General features: G+C 73.0%; 20 protein-coding genes. 14 read left to right on the top strand and 6 right to left on the bottom strand.

The annotated features are described in order from the left end of the window. Positions 1-35 precede the first annotated feature (35 nt). Positions 36-1,241 carry a cation:proton antiporter gene (locus ACGF5C_RS12785; RefSeq protein WP_393300553.1) on the bottom strand — a complete coding sequence of 402 codons (1,206 nt, stop codon included), beginning with the start codon at positions 1,239-1,241 and terminating at the stop codon, positions 36-38. Between the two features lie 7 nt (positions 1,242-1,248). After that, positions 1,249-1,749 carry a TrkA C-terminal domain-containing protein gene (locus ACGF5C_RS12780; RefSeq protein ID WP_350702229.1) on the bottom strand — a complete coding sequence of 167 codons (501 nt, stop codon included), beginning with the start codon at positions 1,747-1,749 and terminating at the stop codon, positions 1,249-1,251. A gap of 233 nt (positions 1,750-1,982) precedes the next feature. On the opposite strand from ACGF5C_RS12780, the gene clpB reads away from it, so the two are divergent. From clpB to ACGF5C_RS12735, 9 genes are all read left to right on the top strand, one after another. Continuing rightward, positions 1,983-4,574, top strand: a complete 2,592-nt coding sequence (gene clpB, locus ACGF5C_RS12775; RefSeq protein ID WP_393300550.1) for an ATP-dependent chaperone ClpB — start codon at positions 1,983-1,985, stop codon at positions 4,572-4,574. A 112-nt stretch (positions 4,575-4,686) separates the two neighbouring features. Continuing rightward, positions 4,687-5,067, top strand: coding sequence for a hypothetical protein (locus ACGF5C_RS12770; protein ID WP_393300548.1), 381 nt, complete (start codon positions 4,687-4,689; stop codon positions 5,065-5,067). A gap of 69 nt (positions 5,068-5,136) precedes the next feature. Beyond that, a complete protein-coding gene (locus ACGF5C_RS12765) occupies positions 5,137-6,102 on the top strand; it encodes a hypothetical protein (RefSeq protein WP_393300546.1) in 966 nt (321 codons plus the stop codon). Positions 6,103-6,207: 105 nt separating this feature from the next. After that, positions 6,208-6,831: a DUF4178 domain-containing protein gene (locus tag ACGF5C_RS12760; protein WP_393300544.1), complete on the top strand. Its 624-nt coding sequence runs from the start codon at positions 6,208-6,210 to the stop codon at positions 6,829-6,831. Beyond that, positions 6,831-7,337, top strand: coding sequence for a DUF2617 family protein (locus ACGF5C_RS12755; protein WP_357693443.1), 507 nt, complete (start codon positions 6,831-6,833; stop codon positions 7,335-7,337). The genes ACGF5C_RS12760 and ACGF5C_RS12755 overlap by 1 nt, the downstream gene beginning before the upstream one ends. Continuing rightward, positions 7,334-7,759: a DUF4247 domain-containing protein gene (locus tag ACGF5C_RS12750; protein ID WP_393300541.1), complete on the top strand. Its 426-nt coding sequence runs from the start codon at positions 7,334-7,336 to the stop codon at positions 7,757-7,759. The genes ACGF5C_RS12755 and ACGF5C_RS12750 overlap by 4 nt, the downstream gene beginning before the upstream one ends. 35 nt (positions 7,760-7,794) lie before the next feature. Beyond that, a complete protein-coding gene (locus ACGF5C_RS12745; RefSeq protein WP_393300539.1) occupies positions 7,795-8,217 on the top strand; it encodes a DUF350 domain-containing protein in 423 nt (140 codons plus the stop codon). After that, the gene (locus ACGF5C_RS12740; RefSeq protein WP_393300536.1) at positions 8,217-9,041 is read left to right on the top strand and encodes a hypothetical protein; all 825 of its coding nucleotides are present in this window, start codon (positions 8,217-8,219) and stop codon (positions 9,039-9,041) included. The genes ACGF5C_RS12745 and ACGF5C_RS12740 overlap by 1 nt, the downstream gene beginning before the upstream one ends. Further along, positions 9,038-10,609 (top strand): polyamine aminopropyltransferase, encoded by a 1,572-nt coding sequence (locus tag ACGF5C_RS12735; protein WP_393300533.1) that lies wholly within the window; start codon positions 9,038-9,040, stop codon positions 10,607-10,609. The genes ACGF5C_RS12740 and ACGF5C_RS12735 overlap by 4 nt, the downstream gene beginning before the upstream one ends. Before the next feature lie 149 nt (positions 10,610-10,758). On the opposite strand, the gene ACGF5C_RS12730 is transcribed toward ACGF5C_RS12735, so the two are convergent. Further along, positions 10,759-11,052 (bottom strand): hypothetical protein, encoded by a 294-nt coding sequence (locus ACGF5C_RS12730; protein WP_393300530.1) that lies wholly within the window; start codon positions 11,050-11,052, stop codon positions 10,759-10,761. Between the two features lie 348 nt (positions 11,053-11,400). Here ACGF5C_RS12730 and ACGF5C_RS12725 point away from each other — a divergent pair, with 348 nt between their 5' ends. The 5 genes from ACGF5C_RS12725 (at position 11,401) to ACGF5C_RS12705 (ending at position 14,966) form a co-directional block, all read left to right on the top strand. Beyond that, positions 11,401-12,240 carry a hypothetical protein gene (locus ACGF5C_RS12725; protein ID WP_393300527.1) on the top strand — a complete coding sequence of 280 codons (840 nt, stop codon included), beginning with the start codon at positions 11,401-11,403 and terminating at the stop codon, positions 12,238-12,240. A 72-nt stretch (positions 12,241-12,312) separates the two neighbouring features. Continuing rightward, positions 12,313-13,017: a hypothetical protein gene (locus ACGF5C_RS12720; protein WP_393300524.1), complete on the top strand. Its 705-nt coding sequence runs from the start codon at positions 12,313-12,315 to the stop codon at positions 13,015-13,017. Further along, entirely contained in the window at positions 13,014-13,823 is an 810-nt protein-coding gene (locus tag ACGF5C_RS12715) for an SDR family NAD(P)-dependent oxidoreductase (protein ID WP_393300521.1), read from the top strand. Before ACGF5C_RS12720 ends, ACGF5C_RS12715 begins: the two co-directional genes overlap by 4 nt. 168 nt (positions 13,824-13,991) lie before the next feature. Next, a complete protein-coding gene (locus ACGF5C_RS12710) occupies positions 13,992-14,531 on the top strand; it encodes an orotate phosphoribosyltransferase (protein WP_393300519.1) in 540 nt (179 codons plus the stop codon). A 57-nt stretch (positions 14,532-14,588) separates the two neighbouring features. Continuing rightward, positions 14,589-14,966: a helix-turn-helix transcriptional regulator gene (locus ACGF5C_RS12705; protein ID WP_007073957.1), complete on the top strand. Its 378-nt coding sequence runs from the start codon at positions 14,589-14,591 to the stop codon at positions 14,964-14,966. Positions 14,967-15,024: 58 nt separating this feature from the next. Here ACGF5C_RS12705 and ACGF5C_RS12700 read toward each other — a convergent pair whose 3' ends face one another. The 3 genes from ACGF5C_RS12700 to ACGF5C_RS12690 form a co-directional block, all read right to left on the bottom strand. Then, the gene (locus ACGF5C_RS12700; protein ID WP_393300516.1) at positions 15,025-15,738 is read right to left on the bottom strand and encodes a DedA family protein; all 714 of its coding nucleotides are present in this window, start codon (positions 15,736-15,738) and stop codon (positions 15,025-15,027) included. 138 nt (positions 15,739-15,876) lie between these two features. Further along, positions 15,877-18,402, bottom strand: a complete 2,526-nt coding sequence (locus ACGF5C_RS12695; protein ID WP_393300512.1) for a polynucleotide kinase-phosphatase — start codon at positions 18,400-18,402, stop codon at positions 15,877-15,879. Continuing rightward, entirely contained in the window at positions 18,399-19,829 is a 1,431-nt protein-coding gene (locus ACGF5C_RS12690) for a 3' terminal RNA ribose 2'-O-methyltransferase Hen1 (RefSeq protein ID WP_393300509.1), read from the bottom strand. The genes ACGF5C_RS12695 and ACGF5C_RS12690 overlap by 4 nt, the downstream gene beginning before the upstream one ends. Between the last annotated feature and the right edge of the window lie 123 nt (positions 19,830-19,952).

The raw sequence follows: 19,952 nt of genomic DNA, 5'->3' as shown, positions 1-19,952 counted from the left end.
CCGTACGGTCGACCCGGCCCGGACGGTGACGTCGGTCAGTCGTGCGCCGGCACCGGTTGGGCCCGCTGGGCCGCGCCGCGCTTCCGCAGCCAGCGCTTGAACCACGCGAAGTCGGGCAACCGCGCCAGCATCGGCCCGGTCACGACCGTGATCAGCACGTACGCCGTGGCGAGCGCCGCCAGCTTCGGGTCGACGCTGCCGGCGGCCACCGCGAGCCCCGCGATGACGATGGAGAACTCTCCCCGGGGCACCAGGGCCAGGCCGGCCCGCCAGCGACCGGGTTCGGCGATGCCGACCCGGCGAGCCGCCAGGTAACCGGTGAGCGTCTTCGTCGCCATGGTGATCACGGCCAGCGCGAGCGCGGGCAGCAGCACCGGCGGGATGTCCCGCGGGTCGGTGACCAGACCGAAGAAGACGAAGAAGACCGCCGCGAAGAGGTCCCGCAGCGGGGTGAGCAGCTCGGTCGCGTGGTGCGCCACCGGCCCGGACAGCGCGATGCCGACCAGGAACGCGCCGACCGCCGCCGACACCTGGAGCTTCGCCGCGATGCCCGCCACCAGCAGGGTCATCCCGAGTACGCCGAGCAGCAGCGCCTCCGGGTCCTTCGCCGACATGGCCGTGGAGATCAGGTTGCCGTACTTGATCGCGACCACCAGCACCAGCAGCACGGTGCCGACCGCGACACCGAGCGCGATGCCGCCGCCCAGCAGGCCGCTGCCGGCGAGCACCGCGGTCGCCAGGGGCAGGTAGAACGCCATCGCCAGGTCCTCGATCACCAGGACCGAGAGGATCACCGGGGTCTCCCGGTTACCGAGGCGGCCCAGGTCGGCGAGGACCTTGGCGATGACCCCCGAGGAGGAGACCCAGGTGATGCCGGCGAGCACCAGGGCGGCGACCCAGTCCCAGCCGAGCAGCAGCGCGAACGCCGCCCCGGGCAGCGCGTTCAGCAGCCCGTCGATCAGGCCGGCCGGGGCCGCGGCGCGCAGGTTGCCGACCAACTCGTTGGCCGAGTATTCCAGGCCCAGCATGACCAGCAGCAGGATCACGCCGATCTCGGCGCCGACCGCGAAGAACTCCTCGCTGGCGGCCAGGGGCAGCAGGCCGCCGTGCCCGAACGCGAGCCCGGCGAGCAGGTAGAGGGGGATGGGCGAGAGGCCGGTCCGGCGGCTCAGCCGGCCGAGGAGGCCGAGCAGGAAGAGCAGTGCGCCGACTTCGATGAGCAGTGTCGTCGTTTCGTGCATCCGCGCCTCAGCCGTCCGGGTCGCTGTCGGCAAGGATGGCTGTCACCCCGTCGAGGCCCTGGCGGGTCCCGACCACAACCACCACGTCACCGGCGGCGAAGCGGAAGGAGGGCTCCGGCGAGACGATCACCTCGCCGTGGCGCAGCACGGCCACGATCGAGGCGCCCGTGCGGGAACGTGCCTGCGTGTCCCCGAGCTTCCGGTTGACGTACTTCGAGCCGGCCGGAATGGCGATCTGCTCGGTGAGCAGGCCGGCGGCCTGCTCCCGCAGCCCGGACAGCTGACCGAGCATCAGCGACGCGCCGAGGATGTCGGCGAGCGCCTCCGCCTCGTCGTCCGTCAGCGGTATGTCGTGCTGACATGAGTCGGGATCGTCCGGGTCGTACAGGACGAGGTCACGACGGCCATTGCGGTGGGAGACCACACCGAGGCGGCGACCGGACTCCGTCAACAGATCGTGACGGACCCCGATTCCCGGCAGGGCGGTCTGTTCAACACGTACGCGCACATGGCCAGGCTACCCCTGGTCGGCCCGCGCAGATCTTGGCAGCGAGCGCCGTTCCGCTGTGTGGTCGCTCAGCGCTTCTCCTCCACCAGAACGGCCCGTCCAATCGATCACACAGACACCTCTGGACACGTCGGGACGGCGAGAGTGATCCAGCTCACACCATCAGGGTTGAGCGGAATAGGCTCAACTCTGGTTGTGTCCTTCCCAGTGGACACGCCGATCCGGGGGAGCCCATGAACACGGAACGACTCACCACCAAGAGCCGCGAGACCATCACCGGTGCCGTCGCGATGGCGAACCAGCGCGGTCACGCCACCGTGGAGCCCTGGCACCTGCTGCTGGCGCTGCTGGACACCGAGGGCTCGACCGCCGCCGGCCTGCTGCGCGCCGTCGGGGCCGACCCCGCCGAGCTGCGTCGGGTCGCCCAGCGCTCGGTCGACGCCCTGCCCGCCGCGCGCGGCTCCAGCATCGCCGAGCCGACCCTGGCCCGCGAGTTCGTCAACGCCATCGGGGCCGCCGAGCAGATCGCCCGGCCGCTCGGCGACGAGTACACCTCCACCGAGCACCTGCTCGCCGGCCTGGCCCGGGTGGGTGGCGCGGTGTCGGGCGCGCTGAAGTCGGCCAGCGCCACCGAGGAGAACCTCGTCGCCGCCTTCCCGACCGTGCGCGGCGGGGACCGGCGGGTCACCACCGCCGACCCCGAGCAGACCTACCAGGCCCTGGCCAAGTACGGCGTGGACCTGACCGCCAGCGCCCGCGACGGCAAGATCGACCCGGTCATCGGCCGGGACTCGGAGATCCGCCGGGTGATCCAGGTGCTGTCCCGGCGTACCAAGAACAACCCGGTGCTGATCGGCGAGCCGGGCGTCGGCAAGACCGCGATCGTCGAGGGTCTGGCCCAGCGGATCGTCGCCGGCGACGTGCCCGAGTCGCTGCGCGACAAGAAGTTGGTCTCGCTCGACCTCGGCGCGATGGTCGCCGGCGCGCAGTACCGGGGCCAGTTCGAGGAGCGGCTGAAGTCCGTCCTGGAGGAGATCAAGAACTCCAACGGGCAGGTCATCACCTTCCTCGACGAGCTGCACACCGTCGTCGGCGCCGGCAAGGGCGAGGGCTCGATGGACGCCGGCAACATGCTCAAGCCGATGTTGGCCCGCGGCGAACTGCGGATGGTCGGCGCGACCACCCTCGACGAGTACCGCGAGCACATCGAGAAGGACCCGGCCCTGGAGCGCCGCTTCCAGCCGGTGCTGGTCGGCGAGCCGACCATCGAGGACACCATCGGCATCCTGCGCGGCCTCAAGGAGCGCTACGAGGTGCACCACGGCGTACGCATCACCGACGCCGCCCTGGTCGCCGCCGCCGCCCTGTCCGACCGCTACATCACCGACCGGTTCCTGCCGGACAAGGCGATCGACCTGGTCGACGAGTCCGCCTCCCGGCTCCGGATGGAGATCGACTCCCGGCCCGTGGAGGTGGACGAGATCGAGCGGGCGGTGCGCCGGCTGGAGATCGAGGAGATGGCGCTGGCCAAGGAGCCCGACGCCGCCTCCGCCGAGCGGCTGGAGCGGCTGCGCAAGGAGCTGGCCGACAAGCGCGAGCAGCTCACCGCCCTCGCCGACCGCTGGAAGCTGGAGAAGGACCACATCACCAAGCTCTCCACCGCCAAGGAGGAGCTGGAGCGGCTCGGCGGCGAGGCCGAGCGGGCCGAGCGCGACGGCGAGCTGGAGCGCGCCGCCGAGCTGCGCTACGGCCGGATTCCCGCACTCAAAGCCGAGCTGGCCCGGGCCGAGGAGGAGCTGGCCCGGCTCCAGGCCGACGGCGCGATGCTCAAGGAGGAGGTCGGCGCCGACGACATCGCCGCCGTGGTCGCCTCCTGGACCGGCATCCCCGCCGGCCGGCTGCTGGAGGGCGAGACCGCCAAGCTGCTGAGGATGGAGGAGTCGCTGGGCGCCCGCGTGGTCGGCCAGGCTGAGGCCGTGGGCTCGGTCTCCGACGCCGTACGCCGTGCCCGGGCCGGGGTCGCCGACCCGGACCGCCCGACCGGCAGCTTCCTCTTCCTGGGCCCGACCGGCGTCGGCAAGACCGAGCTGGCCAAGGCGCTCGCCGAGTTCCTCTTCGACGACGAGCGGGCCATGGTCCGCATCGACATGAGCGAGTACGGCGAGAAGCACTCCGTCGCCCGCCTCGTCGGCGCCCCGCCCGGCTACGTCGGCTACGAGGAGGGCGGCCAGCTCACCGAGGCGGTGCGCCGCCGGCCGTACTCGGTGATCCTGCTGGACGAGGTCGAGAAGGCCCACCCGGACGTCTTCGACGTTCTGCTCCAGGTGCTGGACGACGGCCGGCTCACCGACGGGCAGGGCCGCACGGTGGACTTCCGCAACGCGATCCTGATCCTCACCTCCAACCTCGGGTCGTCGGTGATCGGCGACCTGACGCTGGCCGAGGAGCAGCGCCGGGAGGGCGTCCTCGCGGTGGTCCGGTCGCACTTCAAGCCGGAGTTCCTCAACCGGCTGGACGACATCGTGGTCTTCGCCGCGCTGCACGGTGACGACCTGCGGGCCATCGTGGACATCCAGCTCGACCGGATGCGCAGGCGGCTGGCGGACCGCCGTCTCGGCCTGGACATCACCGACGCCGCCCGGGGGTGGCTCGCCGAGCACGGCTACGACCCGATCTACGGGGCCCGGCCGCTGCGCCGCCTGGTCCAGACGGCAATCGGCGACCAGCTCGCCAAGGCCCTCCTGGCCGGCCGGATCCGCGACGGCGACACAGTTCGCGTCGACCTGTCGGACACGAAGGACGCCCTCTCGGTCTCGACGGCCTGACCCCGCCCGAGCCGCGCCGATCATGAGGTTGGCGGCGAGTTGGATCTCGGCAACTGCCGCCAACCTCATGATTCAACGAGTCGGGCGGGGCGCGGCGGGGAAGGAGATGGGCATGTTCGGGATCGGGAAGAAGCGGGACCGGGAGGTCGAGGCGGCCCTCGACGAGCTACGGCAGGCCGACACGGTGGCGTTCGGCGGGGTCGGGATCGCCGGCACGCTGCTGCCCGTGACCGAGGCGTACCGGCGGGTCGAGGCGGCGCTCGCCGACGACCCCGAGGGCGTACGCGGGCAACTCGACCGGCTGCTCGCCGAGGGCACCCCGGCGGGCCGTGTCTACGCCGCCACCCTGCTGGAACGGCTCGACCCGGCGGCCGGTCGGGCGGCCTGGACGGCGCTGCGGGACGACCCGGCCGAGTTCGGCACGTTCACCGGCTGCGTCATGGGCCGCGCCACCCTGGGCGGCTACGCGTCGGAGCGGCTCGCCGGAGCATGATCCGTTCGCCGGCCGGGCCCACCCGATCGGCCCTGCCGGCCGGCGTCGGCCATCCGTAGCTTCCGTCCCATGACGCCGCCCGCCGACGCGCCGCTACGCCCGCCCCGTCCCGCCACCGTCACCATCGCCTTCTGGTTGCAGCTCGTGGCCGTGCTCGTCCTCCTCGGGCTGGTGGCCCTGGTGGTCACCCAGGCCATCCAGTGGGACGGCCAGATCGACCGCGCGGTGCGGGCGGTCCCGGACGCCGATCCCGACGAGGTGCGCGGCGAGCGCTGGAGCAACGTCGTCGGGGCGGTGGTGCTCGGTCTGCCCGCCCTGCTGCTCGCGCTCTGGCTGGCCGCCACGGCGCTGCCGGTGCGGCGCGGCGGCAACGTCGCCCGGATCCTGGTCTTCGTGGCCGGCGGCATCCAACTCGTCGTCTGCTGCGGCCAGAGCTTCGCCGGCGTGCTCGCGTTCCCCCTGCTCCTCGGCCTCGGCCTCGGCTTCGACGAGCCGTACGCGGAGGGGGAGTATCCCGCCGACGGGTCGGTCGACCCGGAGGCCGACTTCTGGGCGGAGTCGAAGTTCGTCGAGACCCTCTACTCGGAGTCCGACCCCTTCGACGCGGTGCTGTTCCCGCTGGCCGGCCTCGGGGTGTTGACCGTGCTGCTGCTCACCCTCGCGGTGGTGCTGTTGCTGGCGCTGCCGCCCGCCCACCGGTGGTTCGTGCCCCGGGCCGCTTTCCCCGCCGCGCCGCTGCCGCCGGCCGGGTACGCCGTGATCCCCGTCGCCTACGCCCCGCCGGCCGGGCCCGGCGCCTACGCCCCGCAGGCCTGGACCGGCGGACACGTTCCGCCGGCCTGGCCCGGTGCCTACGCCCCACTGGCGGGGCCCGGCGCCTACGCCCCGCCGGCCGGGCCCGGCGCCCACGTTCCGCCGGCCGGCTCCGGCGGTCCCCAGGCCGCCCCGCCCGGCCACCTGATCTGTCCCGATCCGGCGGCACACCAGGCCGCGTCCGGGCCGGGCGACGCCGAGACGGGGACCGCGGACGACTGAACCGCCAGCACGTCACGTAATCGGTTCCTCACCCGAACGACAGCAGGTTTCCCCAGGTGCGCGGGGTTGTTACCGTCTCCGCCGACGTACCTGGGGAGGTGGTCGGTGGACGGGTCGGTGGCGTACCTGCTGACGGCGGCGGGCTGTCTGGTGGGGGTGGCCGGAGTGGTGGTCGCCGTGGTGGCCCTGCGCCGGGGTCGGTCCCGGCCGCAGCGCCCCAAGGACCCGGGCGATCCGCTGCGGGACCGGGACTCCGACGCGCTGCGCGGCGACCCCCGCCGTCTGAAGCCCGGCGACATCGTCGAGATCCGCGGGACGTCGTACGCCGTCCGCGGCTCGATCCGCCTGGTCGAGGGCGGCTGGAGCTGGGCCGAGCATCTGCTCGACGACGCCGCGGGCGTGCGCCGTTGGCTCTCCGTGGAGGAGGACCCGGAGCTGGAGTTGGTGCTCTGGGCCGCCGAGCCGGGCACCACCGTCACCCCGGGCGCCCCGACGATCGACTTCGCCGGCCGTCGCTACAACTGGGACGAGTCTGGCCAGGCCCGCTACACCGCGACGGGCACCACCGGCCTCGACCCGACCGGCACCATGCGGTACCACGACTACCAGGCGCCCGGCGGGGCCCGGCTCTCCTTCGAGGCGTACGGCGAGGCGGGCTGGGAGGTGGCGCTGGGCGAGGTGCTGCACCGCGCCGACGTGATGATCTACCCGCAGGCCGAGGTGGACTGATGCTCGTCACCCTCGACGCCCCGTACGTCGACACCAGCGCCGCCGACCTCAGCCTGGCCCTCGGCGACGACGAGTTGCCCGCGCTGCACGTGCTCGACCTCGACCTGCCCGGCGGCGTCCGGCTGCGGCTGCGCCTGCTCGGCGCCTCGCACCAGGTGGTTTTGCGCGCTGGAGGCACCACGCTGACCGAGACGGTCGCCTGCCTGCCCGGCCGCCCGCCCGAGCTGCCGCAAGCGGTGCAGGACGAGGCGAACGGCTACCGCTTCACCGCGACCGTGCTGCGGCCCGCCGGCACCGGGCTGAGCGACCGGGTGGCCGCCCTGCGCGCCGACCTGGCCGACGACCCGTACGCGCTGGTGGGGGTCTTCCCCGGCGACGCCGACGCGGTGACCGCGCTGTCGGTGCGCCCCGACCCGCCGGACGGCGCCCTCGGCTGGCGCACCTGGCACGCGTATCCCCAGACCAACGAGCTGGTCCTGACCGAGACGGTGGTGGCACTGCGATGACGTACCGACGCTGGTTCGTGGTGGGGGTGGCGTTCGCCGTCATCGGCGCGCTGGTCGCCGGCTTCGCCATCTTCTACGGCAACTTCTCGCCCCGCGGCTTCGTCGAGGACAAGTACACCCGGACGGCGAGCCGGGACATCGGCCGCGACGCGGTCGCCTACACCTCGAACCGGTCGCCCAGCCAGGTGGCGAAGGAGGTCACCGACGCGTGGCGGCCGGCCGACCAGTACGTCGACGGCAGCGGCGTCTACCTGCGCTACGACGACGACTCGGTGGTGATCGTGCCGATCGCCGCCGGCTCGGTGATCCTGCTGGAGCGCATGGGCACGGCGTACCCGCGCTACCACTCCACCGTGGGCAACCACTGGGGCTGGGGCCGGGGCAGCACCGTGCGCGGCGGCGGCCCGGGCTCCGGCAAGTAGCCCATCCCTCACCCCGACGAAACCCTGGAGTCCCCTTGCAGACGCTGGTCACCGATCTGCTGGTCACGCTGGCCTACGGCGTGGTCGGTGTCGTCCTGATGGCCGTCGGCTACGCCCTCGTCGACGTGGCCACCCCCGGAAAGCTCCACGAGCTGATCTGGGCCGAGCGTAACCGCAACGCCGCGCTGCTGCTCGCCTCCAACCTGGCGGGCGTCGGCATCATCGTGGTCGCCGCCATCGCCGCCAGCGCCGACGACTTCGTGCTCGGCATCGTCGGCGCGGCCGCGTACGGCATCCTCGGCCTGGTCATCATGGCGGCGGCGTTCCTGCTGCTCGACGCGGCCACGCCGGGCCGGCTCGGGGAGATCCTGGTCGACCCGCAGCCGCACCCGGCGGTCTGGGTCTCCGCCGTCGTCCACCTGGCCACCGGCGCGATCATCGCCGCCGCTATCAGCTGATGGCCGGCACGAAGGCACCCGCCGCGCAACCGGCCGGGAAGCCGTCGACGGGAGTCTGGGTCTTCTGGCTGGTCACCGGCCTGGTCGTCCTCGGTTGCGTGGTGGCCGGGATGGTCAACAGCGGTTCGGGAGACGACGACGTGCCGTCGCCGACCGCGCAGGAACGCGGCGACACCGTGCCGATCCTCCAACGCTCCACCGACAGCCAGGGCATCTGCTACGGCTGGGTGCTCCAGGACTACTACAGCTACAGCGACCCGCTGAGCGTCGGGTCAAACCTCGGCGACGGGGTCGCGGTCGAGGAGAACCCGGCCTGCCCGCGGTGGGTGCAGGTGGACGCCCTGGTCGCCTGGACCTCGGAGAGCAGCGAGAGCAACGACTTCGCGCGTGTCGACGTGACCGGCTCCGCCGACATCTCCACCAGCCAGCTGCTGAGCATCGAGCGGGGGCTGGAACGGTTCGGGCTGACCGATGACGTCTTCATCGACGATCCGGGCTGGGCGGTCACCCGGGCTGCCGTGACCCTGCCGCTGCTCGCCGCCGAGGCGGGACTGGTGGAGCCGGCCGCCATCCCGGCGACCGGGACCGCCACACCGCCGCCGCTGCCGGACGCCGGCAACGACCTGTGGCGGGACCGCTGGGGCTACCTGCTGGGCGCGCTCGGCCTGCTGCTGCTCACCGGGCTGCTGGTCGCCGTCGGCCTGTGGCAGCGCCGCCGCCAGCTCCGCAAGGAGGACGAGAAGGGCACGGCCAGCGGGCGGACGCCCACGGCTCCCCGGCAGTCCGGCAAACCCGACGCACGGCGTACGCCGGAGGGCCGGTGACCGTCGAGGCGCCGGCGCCGCCCGCGCGGTGGCGGCTGTCCCGCGCGGCGGTGCTCGTCGCGGTCTTCGTCTGCGCCGCCTGCGGCCTGGTCTACGAGCTGGCCCTGGTCGCCCTGGGCAGCTACCTGATCGGGGACACGGTCGGGCAGGCGTCGATCGTGCTGGGCGTGATGGTGTTCGCGATGGGCGTCGGCGCGCTCGCCGCCAAGCCGCTGCAGCCGCGCGCCGCCGCCGCGTTCGCCGCGATCGAGCTGGCCCTGGCCCTGCTCGGTGGTCTCTCCGTCCTCGGCCTCTACGCGGCCTTCGCGTGGCTGGACCTCTACGGGCCGGCGCTGGTCGGCACCGCGTTCGTGCTGGGCCTGCTGATCGGCGCGGAGATCCCGCTGCTGATGGTGCTGCTGCAACGCATCCGGGAGCAGGCCGCCGGCAGCGCGGTGGCGGACCTGTTCGCCGCCGACTACGTCGGTGCGCTGCTCGGCGGGCTGGCCTTCCCGTTCCTGCTGCTGCCGGTCTTCGGGCAGCTCAAGGGCGCCCTGGTGGTCGGCGCGGTGAACGCCGTGGCCGGGCTCGCGCTGGTCTGCACGGTCTTCCGGCGCGAGCTGAGCCGACGGGCCCGCGTCGCGCTCGGCGCCGGCACCGTCGTGGTCTTCCTCAGCCTCGGGTACGCGTGGGTGACCGCGCACGACTTCGAGCTGACCGCCCGCCAGCAGCTCTACCGGGACCCGGTGGTGCACGCCGAGCGCAGCCGCTACCAGGAGATCGTGCTCACCCGCTCGGTCGCCGAGACCGGGCGCGCCGGCACCGACCTGCGGCTCTTCCTCAACGGCGACCTCCAGTTCAGCTCCGTCGACGAGTACCGCTACCACGAGGCGCTGGTGCACCCGGTGCTGAACGGCCCGCGTGGCGAGGTGCTGGTGCTCGGCGCCGGCGACGGCCTCGCCGTACGCGAGCTGCTGCGCTACCCGGACGTCCGGCGGGTCACGGTGGTGGACCTGGACCCGGCGGTGGTGGCACTGGCCCGCAGCGAGCCGCAGCTGCGCCGGCTCAACGGCGGGGCGTTCGACGACCCCCGGGTCCGGGTGGTGCACGCCGACGCGTTCTCGTGGCTGCGTACCGCCACGGACCGGTTCGACGCGGTGGTGGCCGACCTGCCCGACCCGGACGAGACGGCCACCGCCAAGCTCTACACGGTCGAGTTCTACGCGCTGGTGCGCGCGGTGCTCGCCGAGGGCGGCCGGCTGGTCGTGCAGTCCGGCTCGCCGTACTTCGCGCCCCGGTCGTACTGGTCGATCGAGGCGTCGCTGCGCGAGGCGGGCTTCGCCACCACGCCGTACCACGTGGACGTGCCGTCCTTCGGCGACTGGGGCTTCCTGCTCGCCGCCCCCGGCGCGACCGCGCCCGCCCTGACCCTGCCGCCGGACGCGCCGGCGCTGCGCTTCCTCGACGCGGCGACGCTCTCCGCCGCCGGGGCCTTCCCCGCCGACCGCCGCCGCGTGGACGTGCCGGCCTCCACCCTGCTCCAGCCCCGGGTGCTGGAGTACGCGCGGGCGGAGTGGCGCGGCTACTGACGCTGGAAGCGCGGTCAATGGCGTGGACAGCACATAGCTCCTAGCCTCACCCGAGTTCGTATCCTGGAATGACAAGTTGTCCGAGGTCGACTAATTGACTCACCCGGGCCGGCCTATTCAGGGCCGACCCGGGTGAAGTCATCGCAGTCTCAGTTCACCAGACCGAGCAGTGCGTGAGGGTAGCTGGGGCCGGTAAAAATCGTGGCCGGTACACAGATGAAGTCGCGAAGAACCCCCGCGCTCTTCAGGCTGACGCCCTCGGCAACACAGTTTGCGAGATTGCTGTAGATTCCCCAGGTCGGCCAAGCCTGGGGGGTGACCGTCGCCGCTTCCGCCGCTGGAGCCGGCACCGGGCTGGCTGCCTGGGCGGGTGCTGCGACGGCGAGCGAACCAATGGCGAGCGCTCCGACAGCGATAGTCGTTCGTGCGATCTTAGGCAGCACGCAGTTCTCCTTTTGGCGATTGTTATCCGTTGTTCCGCAGGCCCACGGAGAATGCCTCGGTCCAAGTCGATTGGGCTTCGGCTGAATCCCATACAAGCAGGCTTAGATGCGGTGAGCAACCCCTTACGCAGCGCAATGAAGCGTTTTCGCAGGTAGGCAGCGGAAGATCTGATTTGAGAGTACGAGCGCGCCGCAGCGTGGCATGCCAGTGCTCGGCGGTGCCGGCGAGGAACTTCAGAGTCCGGGCGTGGCACGCGAGCAACCACCAGTTCGGCAACGTGTCGTCATGCCAGCATGGTGGTGCCGGTGCCGATACTGTGTGGACCTGATCTAGTGAAGGAGAGGATCATGACGGAGTCCTCCCAGGCGTCGGCCCGTACCCGGCCGGGCGTGGTGACCACCTCGACGTACCTGCTGTGGCTGTTTGCGGTTACGCAGTTGATCGGACTGATAATCACGCTCGCAACCCTCGGCACCGTCTCCGAGGTGCTCGACGAAGCCTACCGGGGCACCGAGGCCAACGGCGTACAGAACCTGGCGCAGATCACCACCTTCATCGCCATCGGTGGCGCCATCGTCATGCTTCTGCTCGCGGTGGTGCTCGCCGTACTGGGCGTATTCAACAACCGGGGCAGCAACGGGGCACGGATCACCACCTGGATCCTCGGCGGCATCCTGGTCTGCTGCCTAGGTGGCAACGTGCTCACCGGCCTGGCCGGCGGTGGCTTCGGCGGCACCGGCCAGACGACCGGCGACGCGCCGAGCCCGGAGGAGATCCAGCGCCGTCTCGAGGAGGCGCTGCCCGGCTGGGTCACCCCGGTCACCACGCTGCTCGCCGTGATCGGGCTGCTCTCGCTGCTCGCCGCGCTGATCCTGCTGGCGCTGCCGAAGGCCAACGAGTTCTTCCGCAAGCCGAAGCAGGCGTGGGAGCCGCCGGTCCCGGGCGCGGCCTACCCGGGCCACCCGCAGACGTCCGGCGAGCCCGGCTACCCGCAGACGCCGGGGTATCCGCAGGCACCCGGCCAGCCGCAGGCACCCGGCCAGCCCGGCTACCCGGCTCCGGGCGGCCAGCCACCGTCCTCTCCGTACGGCGGGCACCAGGGGCAGCCGGGTCAGCCGGGGGCGACCCCGGGAGGCGAGCAGCCCGGCTCGGACCGCCCCGGTCCGACGCCGCCGCCGGTGAGTTGACCGGTCGATAACAGCGACGCCGACGGTCCCTCCGAGTAGGTTGCATCCCGACGCCTACCGGAGGGACTCGTCGTGTCGTACCCCGATCGGGCACCGGCCCGTCGCCCGGCCGTGGTCACGCTGGCCGTGGCGGCGCTGGTGCTGATGGCGGTCGCCGCCCTGGCGTACGCCGTCGCCGGCGCGGCGACCCTCGGGGGCACCGTGGACCGGTTCCGCGACGCGGCCGGGGAGACTTCGGCGGGCCCCGACCAGGTCGACCGCATCGTCACCCTGCTGCGCGTGTCCACCGTGCTCACCGTGGTGGTGAGCACGGTGGCGGGGCTGCTCCTCGCCGGCCTGGCCCTCGGCCTGCGGGCCGGCCGCTCCGGCGCGCGCACCGCGACCTGGGTGGTGTCCGGTCTGGGCCTGATCCTCGGCTGCTGCGCGCTGGCGGTGCTGGTCGGCCAGCGCGCCGCCCCGCTACGACTCGGCGAGGACGACCGGGCGACCGGGGAGCTGCTGGGCCTCGTCGACGACGCCCACCCCTCCTGGTGGATTCCGTTGGGCGCGGGGCTTTCCGTCGGCCAGGTGCTCGGTTACCTTGTGGTAGCAACGCTGCTGGCCCTGCCGGCGGCGAACGCCTGGTTCCGCCGCCGACCAGCGGCGCCCGCCCCGCAGCAGCCCACGACGCCGCCCGCACCGCCCGCCGACCCGCAGCCGCCCGCACCGCCGCCCGCCCAGGCCCCGTGGCACCAGCCGCCCGCGCCTTCGTACCCGCCGAGTGAGGATCGCCCGTGACGCTCGACCAGCCGACCACCGGGCGGCGGGCCCTGATCACCGGTGCGACCGCCGGCATCGGCGCCGCCTTCGCCCGCCGGCTGGCCTCAGACGGCTGGCACCTGGTGCTCGTGGCGCGGGACGCCGCCCGGCTGGCCGACACGGCGGCCGAGCTGACCGCGCGGCACGGCCGGGAGGTCGAGACGATCCCGGCAGACCTGTCCACCGACGACGGTTGCGCGGCCGTGGAGCGGCGGCTGGCGGAGGGGGCGCCGGTCGAGCTGCTGGTCAACAACGCCGGCATCAGCCTGAACACCCCGTTCCTGCGGTCGTCCGCCGAGGACGAGGCGCGGCTGCTGCGGCTCAACGTGCACGCGGTGATGCGGCTGACCCTCGCGGCCCTGCGTCCGATGACGGAGCGGCGTCACGGGGCAGTGATAAATGTCTCTTCCGTGGCGGGTTTCGGGGCAGTCATGCCGGGCTCGACCTACTCGGCCAGCAAGGCGTGGGTCACCAACTTCAGCGAGTCCGTCGGCCAGTCCGCGCGGCCGTTCGGCGTCCGCGTGATGGCGCTCTGCCCCGGCTACACGCGGACGGAGTTCCACGAGCGGGCCGGCATCAACATGTCGAAGACCCCGGAGTGGATGTGGCTGCGGGCCGACGACGTGGTCGACGAAGCGCTGCGTGACCTGCGCAAAGGCAAGCTGGTCAGCGTCCCCGCGTGGAAGTACAAGCTGGCCGTCGCCGGTTTGCGGCACGCGCCCCGGCGGCTGCTGGAGGTGGTGGCCCGCGACACCCGGGGCCGCATCGGCCGCGACGACGGCTGACCACCGTAGCGGGGCCGCGCCGCGCCGCCGGCCGGCGGCGATTGCCCGCCCCACCGGCTGAACGGTCGCTCAGCGTAGCCGGCCATCGCCATCCATCGGTCGTTCCCCCGGCTGATCCGGGTGGACCCGGCACGCGGCTCCCAGACTTGCGCAGTACCCTCTACCCCCATGGGGGACCACGACGACCTGCGTAAATTCATTACCGACCTGGCGGTGGTCCACGGCCGGGTGGTGCTCTCCTCCGGGCGCGAGGCGGACTGGTACGTCGATCTGCGTCGCGTCACGCTCCATCACCAGGCCGCCCCGTTGGTGGGCCGGGTGATGCGCGAGCTGACCGCCGACTGGGACTACGACGCGGTGGGCGGCCTGACCCTGGGCGCCGATCCGGTGGCGATGTCCATGCTGCACGCCGCGTCCGCGACTGATCATCCGTTGGACGCGTTCGTGGTCCGCAAGGCGGGCAAGGCGCACGGGCTCCAGCGGCGGATCGAGGGGCCGGACGTGGCCGGCCGGCGGGTGCTGGCGGTGGAGGACACGTCCACCACCGGGGGGAGTGTGTTGACCGCGGTCGAGGCCCTTCGTGAGGTCGGGGCCGAGATCGTGGGTGTGGCGGTTATTGTTGATCGAGGCGCCGGCAACGCCGTACGAGCTGCCGGACTGCCTTATCGGGCGGCCTATACGTTGGCTGACCTCGGCCTTGTGGCGTAAAAGTCTGCCGATTCGGATCTGCTGATATGCAGGCGGATCGATGCTGCTGGTGGAAGGATGGAATACGTGGGAACTGCGTTGGCTGAAATGACCATGCCTCAGATCTCGCCGCTTGCCGGCGAGCCGATCGAACGTGCCGATGCCGAGCGTCTCGCCGGGGTCCTCAAGGCCCTCGCCGACCCCGCTCGACTGCGGCTGCTCAGCCTGATCCAATCGGCGCCCGAGGGCGAGGCGTGCGTGTGCGACCTGACCGCGCCGCTCGGCCTCTCGCAGCCGACGGTCAGTCACCACCTGCGCATCCTCACCGAGGCCGGCTTGCTGGAGCGGGAGAAGCGCGGTGTCTGGGCCTACTACCGGCTGGTGCCGACCGCGATCGCCACGATCGCGGATCTGCTGACCCCGCCGCGCAAGCGCGCCACCAAGAAGGCTCGCTGACCCGTACCGATCGTCCGGTGCCATCCCCCACCGGGGGCGGCACCGGACGGCCGGCCGCTCAGTGCTTGCCGTAGTGCTCGCGGGTCTCCCGGATCGCCTCCTCGGCGGCGGCCCGCTCCTGCGCGGTGGTGCCACGCTTGGCGGCCATCCGCGCCCGCAGCAGCTCGACGGCGATCGGGACGACCGAGATCGCCACGATGGCGATCAGGATCATCTCGATGTTCGCCTTGACGAACGGGATCTGGCCCAGGAAGTAGCCGAGCACGGTCACGCCCGTGCCCCAGAGGACGCCGCCGATCACGTTGTAGATGACGAAGGTGCGGTAGTTCATCCGGCTGACCCCGGCCACGATCGGCGTGAACGTCCGCACGATCGGCACGAAGCGGGCCAGCACGATGGAACGCGCGCCGTACTTCTCGAAGAAGTCGTGCGCCTTCAGCACGTTCTCCTGCTTGAACAGCTTCGAGTTCGGCCGGCGGAACAGCGCCGGGCCGACCTTGCGGCCGAACGCGTACCCGACCTGGTCGCCGGCGATCGCCGCGAGGGTGATCAGCAGGCAGACCAGCCACAGCGGGTAGGTGATGTACTTCCCGTCGGCGGTGAGCAGACCCGCCGTGAACAGCAGCGAGTCGCCCGGCAGGAAGAACCCGATCAGCAGGCCGGACTCGGCGAAGACGATGACCAGGATGCCGATCAGCCCGAACGTCGAGATCAACACCTCTGGATCGAGCCAGCTCGGCCCCAGGGCCAGGGTGGTGGTGGGCGTCGGCACGAGGTGACCTCCGATGGATGCCGGTCGGGGACGGAACGTCCGTAGTCTAGGTGCCTCCCCGGCGTGCCGGTGCTCGACGTCACACCCGCGTCCGCCCGCCCGCCGCCCCGACCGGGGCCGGGACAGCGGGGACCGCGCCTACAGCCGGGGGTCGACCGGCTCGGACTCGCAGGCCAGGATCGCGAAGACCAGCTCGTGCCGGCGCCACAGCGGTGCGCCGGCGACCAGCGCGTCCAGCGCCGCCAGCCCCAGCCCGTGCTCGCGCAGCGCCAGCCCCCGCTTGCGTCCCAGCGACCGGCGGCGCAGCGCGGCGAGCTGCTCCGGCTCGTCGTACCCGGGGCCGTAGATGATCCGCAGGTACTCCCGGCCCCGGCACTTGATCCCCGGCTGGAGCAGCGAGCCCCGCTCGGAGCGGGCGGCCGGACCGGCGTACGGCTTGACCACCATGCCCTCGCCGCCGGCGGCGGTCAGCTCCAGCCACCAGTCCGTGGCCGCCGCCTCGGCGGCGGGATCGGCCAGGTCGACCACCTGTCGACGGGTCGGGGTGAAGAACTCCGGGTCGGCCGCGCAGAGCCGGTCGGCCAGCCCGAGGTGCCAGCCGTGGTCCCGGTCGGCGTAGCTGGCCTTGGCACCGGCGAGCACCGCGAACGGTGCCAGGGTCACCCCGCGCAGCCCGTCGGTCGGCCCCACGTACGCCCGGTAGGCCTCCGAGTAGGCCACGACCTCGTCGCGTCGGCGGGCCATCCGGTCGCGCAGGTCGCCCACGGGCAGGCCCCGACCGGCGGCGGCCTCCAGCGCGGCCAGCGCCGCGGGCAGCGCGGCCCGGCCGGCGGCGCCGACCCCGGCGTACTGCTCGCGGATCAGCCCGCCCGCCTTCGCCGACCAGGGCAGCAGCTCGCAGTCGAGCAGCAGCCAGTCCGTCTCCAGCTCGGCCCAGAGCCCCGCCCCGCCGACCGCCCCGCGCACCCGGTCGAGCAGCCCGGTGTCGAGCGGATCGCCGAAGAAGGGCCGGCCGGTGCGCGTGTGCACCACCCCGCCGCCCGGGCCGAACGGACCGCCATCGGGCTCCCGGCAGACCAGCACCACCGCCCGCGAACCCATGTGCTTCTCCTCGCAGACCACCCGGTCCACGCCCGCCGCGCGGTAGTCGGCGAACGCCTGCGCCGGGTGCTCCAGGAAGCCGCCCACCGTCGCCGTCGAGCAGGGCGCCATCGTCGGCGGCAGCCAGGCCAGCCAGCGCGGGTCGACCGCGAACCGGCTCATCACCTCCAGCGCCGCCGCGGCGTTCTCCGCCGGCACGGTCAGCGACCCGTACGCGTGCTCGACGTGCCGCCGGCCGGCCACGTCGGTCAGCTCCAGCACCTGGTCGGGTCGGGCCGGAGCGGCGGTCAGCGGGCGGGCCGGGGCGTACCACTCCCGCTCCGCCGGCACCGAGAGCAGCTCCTTCTCGGGGTAGCGCAGCGCGGTGAGCCGGCCGCCGAAGACGCAGCCGGTGTCGATGCAGATCGTGTTGTTCACCCACTCCGGCTCCGGGGTGGGCGTGTGCCCGTAGACCACCATCGCCGAGCCCCGGTACTCCCGCGCCCACGGGTAGCGCACCGGCAGCCCGTACTCGTCGGTCTCGCCGGTGGTCTCGCCGAACAGCGCGAAGGCCCGCACCCGGCCCGACGCGCGACCCTGGTACGCCTCCTTCAGCCCGGCATGCGCGACCACCAGCCGGCCGCCGTCCAGCACGTAGTGGCTGACCAGGCCGTCGACGAACGCCGCCACCTCGGCCACGAAGCTGTCCGGCTCCGCCGCGAGCTGGGCCATCGTCTCGGCCAGGCCGTGGGTGAGCCGCACGTCCCGGCCGCGCAGCCGGCGCAGCAGCTTCTGCTCGTGGTTGCCGGGCACGCAGATCGCGTGCCCGGCGGCGACCATGCCCATGACCAGGCGGAGCACGCCGGGGGAGTCCGGGCCGCGGTCGACCAGGTCACCCACGAAGACGGCGGTACGCCCCGCCGGGTGGGTCGCGTCGACCGGCCGGCCGTGCTCGTCGCGGCGCAACTCCCAGCCGAGCCGGGTCAGCAGCGCCTCCAGTTCGGCGCGGCAGCCGTGCACGTCACCGACGACGTCGAACGGCCCGGTCAGCTCCCGCCGGTCGTTGAACAGCCGCTCGTAGCGGATCTCGGCGGCGTCGATCTCGTCCACGCCGCGCAGCACGTGCACCTTCCGGAAGCCCTCCCGGGCCAGCTGCCCGTACGACCGGCGCAGGTCACGCTGCATCCGGGCGAGCACCTGCCGGCCGAAGGTGCGGTCGGCGCGGCCCTCGGTGCGCTCCCACGCCAGTGCCTCCGGCACGTCCAGCACGACGGCCACCGGCAGCACGTCGTGCTCGCGGGCCACCCGCACCAGGGCGGCCCGGGCGTGCGGCTGGAGGTTGGTCGCGTCGACCACGGTGAGCCGGCCCCGCCGCAGCCGCGTGGCGGCGACGTGGTGCAGCGCGTCGAACGCGTCGGCGGAGGCGGACTGATCGTTCTCGTCGTCGGCGACCATCGCCCGGAACGCGTCTGAGGAGAGCACCTGGCTGGGCGCGAAGTGCCGGCGCGCGAAGGTCGACTTGCCGGAGCCGGAGACGCCGACCAGCGCGACCAGGGCCAGCTCGGGGATGTCGAGGGTGGTCACGGGATCTCCTTCCGAGTCAGCACGGCGAGCTGGGTGGGGGCGCCGACCTCGGGATCGTCGTCGCCGACCCCGCCGATCGCGGCCGAGTAGCCGTAGGTCGCGGCCACCCGGTCGACCCACGCCGCGAACTCCGCGCGGGTCCACTCGAACCGGTGGTCGGCGTGCCGGAACCGCCCGGCGGGCAGGCCGTCGTAGCGGACGTTGTACTCGACGTTGGGCGTGGTCACCACGACGGTGGCGGGGCGGGCGTGACCGAGGACGGCGTCCTCCAGCGCCGGCAGCCGGGGCGGGTCGACGTGCTCGATCACCTCCATCAGCACCGCCGCGTCGTAGCCGCGCAGCCGGTCGTCCCGGTAGGTCAGCGCGGACTGCCAGAGCCGGACCCGGTCCCGCTGCCGCTCCGGCAGGCGGTCTAGCCGCAGCCGCCGGGCGGCCAGGGTCAGCGCGTGCGAAGACACGTCGGTGCCGACGATCTCGGTAAACCGGCGGTCGCCGACCAGCGCGGCGAGCAGGGCGCCCCCGCCGCAGCCCAGGTCCAGCACCCGGCTCGCGCCGGACTCGACCAGTGCCGCGAGGACGGCCTCCCGCCGCCGCGCCGCCAGCGTCGGCTGGCGGAGGGTGGGCTCGTCCACCGTGTCGGGCTCGGCGGCGGCCGGCTCGTCGGTCAACCGCTGCTCGGCGAGGCGGGCGAGGGCCAGCCCGGCCAGCGCCCGCCGGTGCGCCAGGTAGCGGCGGGTGATCATGCCCCGCTCCGGGTGGCCGGCCAGCCAGCCATCGCCGGCCCGGAGCAGCTTGTCCACCTCGTCGGGCGCCACCCAGTAGTGCTTGGCGTCGTCCAGGACCGGCAGCAGGACGTAGAGGTGGTTGAGCGCGTCGGCGACGCGCAGCGTCCCGGTCAGGGTCAGGTCGACGTACCGGCTGTCGCCCCACTCCGGGTGCCGCTCGTCGAGCGGGATCGGGGTCGCGGTCACCGCCCAGCCGAGCGGGCCGAACATCCGGGCCGCCACGTCCGCGCCGCCCCGGCAGCGCAGCACCGGCACCCGCACCTCCAGCGGGATCGGCGTACGGGCCAGTTCGGGGCGCTCCCGGGACTCGCCGCGCAACGCGGAGCGGTACACCTTGGACAGCGCCGAGGAGAGCAGGCTGGACGCGGCGTACGGCCGGTCGTTGACGTACCGCCCGAGGGTGAAGCCCTCCGGGGGCGCCGCCTGCTGCCGGCTGCGGCCCTTGCCCCGCGCGCCGGCCAGCCGCAGCGGGTCCACGTCCAGCAGCAGGGCGGCCGTGCAGCGCTGCTCGCCCGCCTCGGGGTAGAACACGTGCGCGGTGCCGACCGGCACGTCGAAGGAGTGCGCACGGTCGGGGTGCTTGACCAGCAGGTGACCGAGGTCGGTCGCCGGGCGGTGGGTGGTGGTCAGGGTGAGCAGCACGCGCCCATGGTGTCAGTGTCTTCGATCTTGCGTCGTCCCGTTTTTGCTCTTGTCCTGGGTGGTTTTCCGGGGGAGCCCCACCCGCTCCGGGCGGTCAGGCTTGATCCCTGCGCGGGTGGGGCT

The sequence above is a fragment of the Micromonospora sp. NPDC047620 genome, from assembly GCF_043205005.1.
Lineage (GTDB): Bacteria > Actinomycetota > Actinomycetes > Mycobacteriales > Micromonosporaceae > Micromonospora.
The sequence above is the reverse complement of the archived record's forward strand: the minus strand, read 5'-3'. Positions and strand labels throughout refer to the sequence as shown.

Excerpts from the sequence above, each read along its gene's own strand:
- clpB (WP_393300550.1), top strand. The coding sequence starts at position 1,983 with ATGAACACGGAACGACTCACCACCAAGAGCCGCGAGACCATCACCGGT.
- ACGF5C_RS12765 (WP_393300546.1), top strand. The coding sequence starts at position 5,137 with ATGACGCCGCCCGCCGACGCGCCGCTACGCCCGCCCCGTCCCGCCACC.
- ACGF5C_RS12710 (WP_393300519.1), top strand. The coding sequence starts at position 13,992 with ATGGGGGACCACGACGACCTGCGTAAATTCATTACCGACCTGGCGGTG.
- ACGF5C_RS12740 (WP_393300536.1), top strand. The coding sequence starts at position 8,217 with ATGGCCGGCACGAAGGCACCCGCCGCGCAACCGGCCGGGAAGCCGTCG.
- ACGF5C_RS12755 (WP_357693443.1), top strand. The coding sequence starts at position 6,831 with ATGCTCGTCACCCTCGACGCCCCGTACGTCGACACCAGCGCCGCCGAC.
- ACGF5C_RS12785 (WP_393300553.1), bottom strand. The coding sequence starts at position 1,241 with ATGCACGAAACGACGACACTGCTCATCGAAGTCGGCGCACTGCTCTTC.
- ACGF5C_RS12770 (WP_393300548.1), top strand. The coding sequence starts at position 4,687 with ATGTTCGGGATCGGGAAGAAGCGGGACCGGGAGGTCGAGGCGGCCCTC.
- ACGF5C_RS12705 (WP_007073957.1), top strand. The coding sequence starts at position 14,589 with ATGGAATACGTGGGAACTGCGTTGGCTGAAATGACCATGCCTCAGATC.
- ACGF5C_RS12750 (WP_393300541.1), top strand. The coding sequence starts at position 7,334 with ATGACGTACCGACGCTGGTTCGTGGTGGGGGTGGCGTTCGCCGTCATC.
- ACGF5C_RS12725 (WP_393300527.1), top strand. The coding sequence starts at position 11,401 with ATGACGGAGTCCTCCCAGGCGTCGGCCCGTACCCGGCCGGGCGTGGTG.